The organism is Thermodesulfobacteriota bacterium, from assembly GCA_040758155.1.
Classification (GTDB): Bacteria; Desulfobacterota; Deferrimicrobia; order Deferrimicrobiales; family Deferrimicrobiaceae; genus UBA2219.
In genome coordinates this window covers 1-8,200 of the sequence record JBFLWB010000074.1, presented here as the reverse complement: position 1 = coordinate 8,200, position 8,200 = coordinate 1, and the positions used below count along the sequence as shown (strand labels likewise).

At 66.1% G+C, this 8,200-nt stretch carries 8 protein-coding genes; 4 read left to right on the top strand and 4 right to left on the bottom strand.

All coding sequences use genetic code 11. The features are described 5' to 3' along the window. Positions 1-60 precede the first annotated feature (60 nt). From AB1346_04590 to AB1346_04575, 4 genes are all read right to left on the bottom strand, one after another. Complete coding sequence (locus tag AB1346_04590) at positions 61-573, bottom strand: hypothetical protein (GenBank protein MEW6719711.1); 513 nt, start codon at positions 571-573, stop codon at positions 61-63. 18 nt (positions 574-591) lie between these two features. Beyond that, positions 592-942, bottom strand: a complete 351-nt coding sequence (locus AB1346_04585; GenBank protein MEW6719710.1) for a hypothetical protein — start codon at positions 940-942, stop codon at positions 592-594. Between the two features lie 25 nt (positions 943-967). Beyond that, positions 968-3,127, bottom strand: coding sequence for a YjbH domain-containing protein (locus AB1346_04580; GenBank protein ID MEW6719709.1), 2,160 nt, complete (start codon positions 3,125-3,127; stop codon positions 968-970). A 68-nt stretch (positions 3,128-3,195) separates the two neighbouring features. Further along, a complete protein-coding gene (locus AB1346_04575; GenBank protein ID MEW6719708.1) occupies positions 3,196-4,077 on the bottom strand; it encodes an SLBB domain-containing protein in 882 nt (293 codons plus the stop codon). Positions 4,078-4,200: 123 nt separating this feature from the next. Here AB1346_04575 and AB1346_04570 point away from each other — a divergent pair, with 123 nt between their 5' ends. From AB1346_04570 to rfbB, 4 genes are all read left to right on the top strand, one after another. Beyond that, a complete protein-coding gene (locus tag AB1346_04570) occupies positions 4,201-5,523 on the top strand; it encodes a UDP-glucose/GDP-mannose dehydrogenase family protein (GenBank protein MEW6719707.1) in 1,323 nt (440 codons plus the stop codon). A 126-nt stretch (positions 5,524-5,649) separates the two neighbouring features. Next, positions 5,650-6,105 carry a dTDP-4-dehydrorhamnose 3,5-epimerase family protein gene (locus AB1346_04565; GenBank protein ID MEW6719706.1) on the top strand — a complete coding sequence of 152 codons (456 nt, stop codon included), beginning with the start codon at positions 5,650-5,652 and terminating at the stop codon, positions 6,103-6,105. After that, positions 6,102-6,965, top strand: a complete 864-nt coding sequence (gene rfbD, locus AB1346_04560; protein MEW6719705.1) for a dTDP-4-dehydrorhamnose reductase — start codon at positions 6,102-6,104, stop codon at positions 6,963-6,965. The genes AB1346_04565 and rfbD overlap by 4 nt, the downstream gene beginning before the upstream one ends. After that, positions 6,962-7,981: a dTDP-glucose 4,6-dehydratase gene (gene rfbB, locus AB1346_04555; GenBank protein ID MEW6719704.1), complete on the top strand. Its 1,020-nt coding sequence runs from the start codon at positions 6,962-6,964 to the stop codon at positions 7,979-7,981. Before rfbD ends, rfbB begins: the two co-directional genes overlap by 4 nt. Positions 7,982-8,200 lie beyond the last annotated feature (219 nt).

The window sequence follows — 8,200 nt, the reverse complement described above, 5'->3', positions numbered from 1 at the left end:
TCCCCGATCTGCTCAAGTTCTCAGGAACGTCCCGGTTCTGACGTTTTGCTCTTTTCGCTATTACCGTTCCCAGAACGTCTCCGCCAGCCCCGCCTTCCAGCTTCCGCCTTCCAGGAATAACCGCAGCACCGCCGGGCGGTCCGCCCCCGGATGGGTGATGAGCACCTCGGCCCGGTCCTTCTCGATGGTGCCGATCTGCCAGCGGCTCTTTTCCAGCGCGGCATCGGGATCGAATCGCCGCAGGAATCCCTCCCAGTACTTGCGGCTGGTGGGCCCTCCCGCTGCAAAATCCTCCCGGATCTGATCTTTGGAGATGGGGGCCTCACCCGCCTTGCGGATCGCCTCGTCCGTTTCGGAGACGATCGTGTCGCGGGACTTCGCCGTCAGGACGCGCCAGAGCGCCGGGTAATCCCGGGCTTTCATCGTCTCGAAAAGCGATTCGGCGGCGGAGAGAATCGCGGGGATGGAAGGGGCATACTCGGGGCCGGCGGCGAGGACGATGGACGGAGCCGGGAGAAAGAAAAACGCCGCGATCGTCAGGATCGCGGCGTATCGTTTATTGCCTGCGCGCAACGGGGAAGATGGGCACCGTCAATGATGGCTGACTGTAGAGCTTCCGCCGCCTCCTCCGCCCGCCGCCACGCCGACCAGGGCGGCTGCGGCCGCCCCTCCGGCGATCCAGCCCCACGTCCCCGCGGAAATCCCGGCAAAGGTTTTCGCGCCGGCGGCTTCCCCCGCCGCCGCCGCTCCGGACGCGGCGCCGGGTCCCGCACCGATGGGCTTCCGCGGCCAGGTCTCCCATGTGGCTCCCTGCGGCGTCTTGGTGGCCGGTTCGGCGGCCTGCGCGATGGAAACGGGCCCCGGTCCGAACGAGAGGATAAAAGCGGCCGCAAGCAGCGACGCCAAAGCTTTCACGGGGAAGCGGAATCGGCGGGTCGTCATGGCAATCCCCTTATGAATCGAAATGTTACCTTTTTCCCTTGTACAGGTCCTTCGTGTCCTTGTCAAGCGATAACTCCGTGTTCCTTCCGATGAAATCGGGCAGCGTCCGGAAGTGGTCGATGTCCTGGCCGGCGTCCCGCGTCCATGGGGAGACGCTGAAGCGATAAGCGGTCCTGGAATCCCGTCCAAGGAAGAGGCGGATCGGGATCGTCACGGCGATCCCCTTGTCGTGATATCCCCGGTTGTCCGGATCGGTGAAGACCGATGTGTCTGTGGCGCTGTACCATGCCGTGAGCGTCACGCCGCGGACGAACTTCGATACCGAGAACCGGGCCCCGTAATCGCCCGCCAGGAAGCGGCCTCCCTTCACGTCGAACCAGATGTCCGCCTCCGGAATATTCAGCCGCCCGCCGAGGAATGCCGTCCGGAACCAGGTGTCCCCCGACAGCCTGAGCGGTTCGTCCGGAGAGCGCTTCCGTACCAGGCTTCCCCCGGCGCCCGCGACTATCCGGCCCCGGTAAAGGGGGACGGCGACCTCCGCATCGAATCCCGCGTACTCGACCTCGAGCAGGCCGGCGGCCGCGCGGCCGAAGATCCCCGGTTCCGCCTTCCCGATCTGCTCGAACATGAGCCGGCTCAGCGCGAGCCCTTCCTGCTTGTACAGCGCAATATCGCTGCGGACCGGTATGGAAAGCGGCTCGACGGAGGTGCTGACGGTGTTCACCGGGTACGCTTCCAGCTCGAAGACCGCCGTTCCGCCCGTCCAGGGGAAGGCGAGGAGATGTCCCGCGATCCCGAGGCGGTAGCTGAAGAAGCGCGACGGATCGTTCAGGAAGGCCGAAAAGCTCGGCCGGATCCCCCAGTCGTGGAAGCGGCGTCCCGCGGCGGGGCGGATCGGGGCTCCGATCCTTTCCGTCCGGAAGGCGGAGAGCTCGAAGAACCGGCTCCGGGAGATGCGCCCTTCGCGAAGCTCCTCGAGCGCTGCGGCCGTGGCGATGAACTCGACCATGGGGATGCCGTTCTCCTTGATCCGCACGCGGACGTACTCGTACTTCCGCGGGACCATCGGCGCGACGGCGTCGAGGAGCGCTTCCACCGCGTTGGGGGTGAAGAAGTATCGGGTGTTCTCCGCGTCGATGCGCAGGGAGAAGTCGTCTCCGTCCACCGCGATGTCCCGGAAGCCGGTCGAAAGGAGCGCCGCAGTGATCCGGCCGGCGAGCGGGTGTTCCCGCAACGCCTCGGGCTCCCTGTACGGCGGGTCGTGGATGGGAATGAGCGGCCGTCCGATGTCGAAGGAGAACGAGGCGCTCAAGGCGACTTCCTCGCCGCGCTGCCAGCTTGCGCCCAGCTCGGCCCACCGGAACGGCTTGAGCCGCACGCCGGCGTTGACCTTCGAGCGGACCGGCTCGCGGAAATGCCTCGGCTGGGCCGGGTCGCGGACCTGGCGCTCGTAATGAATGGGGCTGTACTCTACCATCACGGCCAGCCACTCGGTCGGCGCGAACTGGACGCCGCCGAAGAGCTGCGCGTCCCGCCACCATTCCTTGGGTCGCGAGAACATCTCGATCTTGAAGCCGTCCATTTTCTCGTCGAGCTGTCGTTCCCCGAGCCTGCCGTTCCCCAGCCCGACGGTGAAGTCGAACGGGAAGATCTGCTTGCTGGCGACGATCGATTGCGCGGAATACAGGCGGGTGCCGTGCGGGTCGGAGATCACCAGCGCGACGGCAGGGGCGTATTTCCCTTCCTTGACGATCTGGAGCTTCGCGTCGATGGTCTTGTCCTTGAAATCCCCGTACCCGGCGCCGAAGGGGTTGTCGAAGCCCGGCACCCCGATCACCTGCGTAACCCGGCCGTTCAGCTCGAAGCGGTCGAACGCACCGATCGCTCCGAAGAAATACCAGTACGGGTAAACGTACGAGCTTCCGACGCGGTACCGGTTCTCCGGCATCACGCGGGCGGTGGGGATCTCGAGAAGGCCGGTCAGGCCGTAGTTGGCGGGCCCGGTGAACGGCTCGTCCCCTGCGGTTGCGGGCGGCGGGGCGGCGGTCCCCGCCGAGAGCAGGAATGCGGCCAGCGCGGCGGCGAGCGACCGGATCACGCGATGGCGGAAGCGGTCGGCCGCTCCCGGGCCTCCATGCCCTCCGGCCGCTCCCGGCCATCCATGGCCTCCGCGGCACTTGCCCATCCATGTGCATCGCGGATGGGCCCTCCATGGCCATCGGCGGAGCGCTCGGGGCGAAGCGGACGGGCGGGTCATGGCTGTGCGGGAAGGAGCGCGGGCGCACCGGAAATCTCGGCGGCGCGCATCAGGATCGTGGGGACCCTCCGGACGATTTTCCGCGGGAGGGCCCGGGGCAGCCGCCGGGGAACGACGATGGTATCGCCCGGGCCGATGGCCGGCGCCCCGGAGACCAGCGCCGTCACCTCCCAGCGCGAGGCCGCCGGGTTCCAGGAGACGATGCCCGGGGTGAGGAGCGCCGTCGACCCGTCCGCCCGCAGCAGGTAGACATGTTCCCTGTCCGCATCCTCCGCGTAACCTCCGGCGCGCGCGATGTATCCCTTCAGCGGGAGGCCGGGTACGTGGGGCGCGTCGCCGACGGCGGTCCGCACGGCCCCTTCGACCGCGACCGAGTCGCGCTTCGCCGGGATTCGCAGCGCGTCGCCCTCTTCCAGCCGCAGGTCATCGGGGCTGTTCTTCAACAGGCGCGGGTGGGACAGTCGGACCGGGATCCTCCCCGAAGCCCGCAATCCCGAGAGGTATGCGGCGACGGGACGCGCCGCCTCCGCGGCGGCTTCCGGGGCGCCGGCTCCCGGCGTGACGCGCCCCGCCATGCCGCGCAGCTCCGCTTCCTGGGCGATGCGGGCGGAGGCACGGACCAGGGATGCGCCGCGCAGCTCCGCGTTGTCGGTGTACCCGCCCGCGGCGGCGATCAGCGCGGAGAGCGTCGCGTCGGGGGGCAGGGTGTATGCGCCGGGATGCCGAACTTCCCCTTCCACCGAAACGGCGATCGGCCAGGGACCCCCCAACGCGAGGGCCGTCACCGGCAGGAGCGCGGCGCCCATGACCGCCAGCAGGAGGAAAAAGGAGGTCTTCGCGGCAGGGAGGGTGCGGGTGTTGTGGGCGGCGGGCGGCATTTCCCGAAGTATACCGCGGAGCCGGCGGATTCCACCTTCGGACTTCCTGCCTTCTAAAGTTTGAGATACTCTTAACCGATGAATGTTGGCGTATAAGATATTGGAATTCATGGGGGTAACCGGATGGACGTGGCGATAGTCGGGACGGGATACGTGGGACTGGTCACCGGCGTCTGCCTCGCGGAACGGGGGAACGAGGTGCTGTGCATCGATTCGAACCCCGCGATCGTCGAAAAGCTGTCGCGCGGAGAGGTGACCATCTACGAGCCGGGCCTCGAGGAGATCTACGCGAGAAACCATAAGAAGGGGCGCATCTCCTTCAACGGGGACCTCGAAAAGGCCGCGAGGGCGGACGTGATCTTCCTGTGCCTTCCCACGCCGCCCGGCGAGGACGGATCGGCCGACCTCAAGTACGTCCTGAAGGTGGCCGGGGAGCTGGGGAAGATCTTCTCCCGCCAGCGCAAGCCGGACTACAAGGTGATCGTCGACAAGTCCACCGTGCCCGTCGGTACGAGCGAGAAGGTACGGGACGCGATCCGGGAACATGCCGGGGACGGAATCGAGTTCGACGTGGTGGCCAACCCGGAGTTTCTCCGCGAGGGATTCGCCGTCGAGGATTTCCTGCGGCCGGAGCGCGTGGTGATCGGATCGAGCAGCGAGCGGGCGATCCTGGTCATGAAGGACCTGTACGAGCCGTTCCTCCAGCCGGGCAGCTCCGTATTCGTGATGGACGAGCGCAGCGCCGAGGTCACGAAGTACGCCGCGAACGCGTTCCTCGCCCTGAAGATCTCCTACATGAACGACCTGGCCAACTTCTGCGACGCCGTCGGGGCGGACATCGACAAGATCCGCGAGGGGATCGGGTCCGACTCGCGCATCGGCAGGAAGTTCCTCTTCCCCGGCCTGGGATACGGCGGCTCGTGCCTCCCGAAGGACGTCAAGGCGCTGCTCAAGACCGCGGAAGACGCGGGGTACCCGTTGACCGTCCTGCAGGCGGTCGAGGACATCAACCAGAGCATGCGCAAGCGGTTCTTCGGGAAGATCGCGCAGTTTTTCGACGGGGACCTGGGAGGGAAGAACATCGCGGTCTGGGGGATCGCCTTCAAGCCGAACACCGACGATACCCGCGAGGCGCCGGTCTTCTACATCGTCGACGAGCTGCTGAAGGCGGACGCGTCGGTGACCGTTTTCGACCCCGAGGCGATGGGAGGGGCGCGGGAAAGATATGGCGACCGGATCCGGTACGCGGAATCCTCCTACGGCGCGCTGCAGGGCGCCGACGCTCTGGTCATCGCGACGGAATGGAACGAGTTCCGGAAACCCGATTTCGGCCTGATGAAGAACCTGATGCGGCAGCCGGTCATGTTCGACGGGCGAAACATCTACGATCCGCGTAAAATGAGGGACATCGGCTTCAAATATTTCTCGATCGGCCGGAAGGGATGATGCGCAGAACCGGGACGTTCCTTAGAACTCCCGCAAAAGCGGGACACACCTGCATCTCTGTCCCTTTTCTGCGGGAGTTCTAAGGAACGTCCCGGTTCTGCGGTTCCTTCCGCCGGGAGGCGCGACATGATCGACGGCGTCAAGACAAAGCCGCTGAAGGTCATACCGGACGAACGCGGAAGATTGATGGAGATCCTGCGCGAGGACGACGAGATCTTCATGCGTTTCGGACAGGTGTACCTGACCACCGGCTACCCCGGCGTCGTGAAGGCCTGGCACTACCACAAGCTGCAGTTCGACCACTTCTGCGTGGTCAAGGGGATGATGAAGGTGGTGCTGTACGATTCGAGGGACGGCTCGCCGACGAAGGGGGAGGTCAACGAGTTTTTCCTCGGGGAGCACCGGCCGATGGTGCTGCGGATTCCGCCGATGGTTTTCCACGGTTTCAAGGCGATCGGCACGGAAGAGGCGCTGGTGATCAACATCCCCACGCAGCCCTACCGGTACGATACCCCGGACGAGTTCCGGGTGCATCCCCACGACAACGATATTCCGTACGACTGGGCGCGGAAGGACGGGTGAAGCGGGTCCTGGTTACAGGCGGGCGGGGGCTGCTCGGCCGGCAGATCGTGGGTGCGTTCGCCCGGCGGTTCGAAGTGCGGGTGACCGACACGGCCGAGCTCGATGTGACGTGCCTCCCGGCGTGCAGGGAAATGGTCACCGGGTATCAGGCGGATGTCGTGGTCCACTGTGCCGCATACACTGCAGTGGACCGGGCGGAGGCCGAGCGGGAGGCCGCCTTCGCGATCAACGAGGGGGGGACGCGCAACGTGGCCATTGCCTGCCGGGAATCGCGGGCGCTCCTGGTGACTTTCGGGTCCGATTACGTGTTCGACGGGACGCTTTCCCGCCCCTACCGGGAGGATGACCCGGTCCGTCCCCTTTCCGTATACGGGGAGAGCAAGCTGGCCGCCGAGAAGGCGCTCCGGGAGGAGGGATGCGACCATCTCCTGGTCCGCACCCAGTGGCTTTACGGGCCGTCGGGGAAGAACTTCATCACCACGATTCTCGAGAAGGCGGGCAGGGGGGACACGCTGCGGGTCGCATCGGACCAGACGGGATGCCCGACCTTCTCGGTCGACCTCGCCGCCGCTACACTCCGGCTGGTGGAGACCGGCGCCCGGGGGACGGTCCACTTCTCGAACGAGGGGGAGACGACCTGGTTTGATCTCGCCCGCTTCGTGCTGAAGGACGACGCGGTCCGGTCGGGAAAGCTGCTTTCCGCCGCCACCCGGGACCTTCCGTATCCCGCGCCGCGCCCCGCGTACTCCGTCCTGAGCAAGGAGAAGTACCGGGAGATCACGGGCGAGTCTCCGAGGCACTGGCAGGACGCGGTGGAGGAATTCCTCGCATCCCTCTCCGCGGGGAAGGCGCACGCATGAAGGTGCTGATCACCGGGGCCGCCGGCTTCATCGGATCGAACTTCGTCCGGTACGCGCTGCGGGCGCGGTCCGACTGGCAGGTCGTCATCGTCGACAAGCTCACCTACGCGGGCAACCTCGCGAACCTGGCGGACGTGGCGGGGGACCCGCGGTACCGCTTCCTCCGTGCCGACATCTGCGACGCTGAGGACGTGGGGCGGATCTTCTCTGAAGAGCGGCCGGACGCGGTGATCAACTTCGCCGCGGAGACGCACGTGGACCGCAGCATCGACGACCCCTCCCTTTTCCTGAGGACGAACATCCTCGGGACGCAAGCGCTGATGGACGCGGCCCGGAAATCCGGCGTCGGGCGGTACCTCCAGATCTCGACCGACGAGGTGTACGGCTCGCTGGGGCCGAAGGGCAAGTTCTCGGAGGATTCGCCGCTGCGCCCCAACTCCCCCTACGCCGCCAGCAAGACGGCGGCCGACCTCCTCGTCCGAGCCTATTTCAAGACGTACGGCTTCCCCGCGCTCGTCACCCGCTGCTCCAACAATTACGGGCCCTACCAGTTTCCGGAGAAGATCATCCCGTTCTTCGTGACGCTGCTCCATGAGGGAAAGCAGGTCCCCGTTTACGGCGACGGGATGAACGTCCGGGACTGGATCCACGTGGACGACCACTCCCGCGCGGTGGAGGCCGTCCTCCTGCGCGGCCGGCCCGGCGAGGTGTACAACGTGGGGGGCGGGAACGAACGGACCAATATCGAAATCACGAAGCTCCTCCTCGAGGCGATGGGCAAGGACGCCTCCTTCATGAAGTTCGTCCCCGACCGCCCCGGCCACGACCGCCGGTACGCCATCGACGACACCAAGATCCGGACGGAGCTGGGCGTCGTCCCGCAGGTCTCCTTCAAGGAAGGCCTCGAGGCGACGGTCCGCTGGTACCTGGATAACGAGTCGTGGTGGCAGTCGGTCCGTTCCGGCGATTACCTGACGTTCTACGACCGCTGGTACACGAAGAAGGACCGGACGTAAGAACCGCAGAACCGGGACGTTCCTTAGAACTTCCGCAGATCGGGGACAGAGCTGGGGGGACATAGAAGGAGAAGAACCGGGACGTTCCTGAGAAGCCCTGCAGATACTGCCTGTCAGCCTTCTCAGGAACGTCCCGGTCTGCTCATTCGCCATTCTTTGGTGGCGGGATTATTGCCTCCCATGTCTGTCCCTCTTCTGCGGAAGTTCTATGGAACGTCC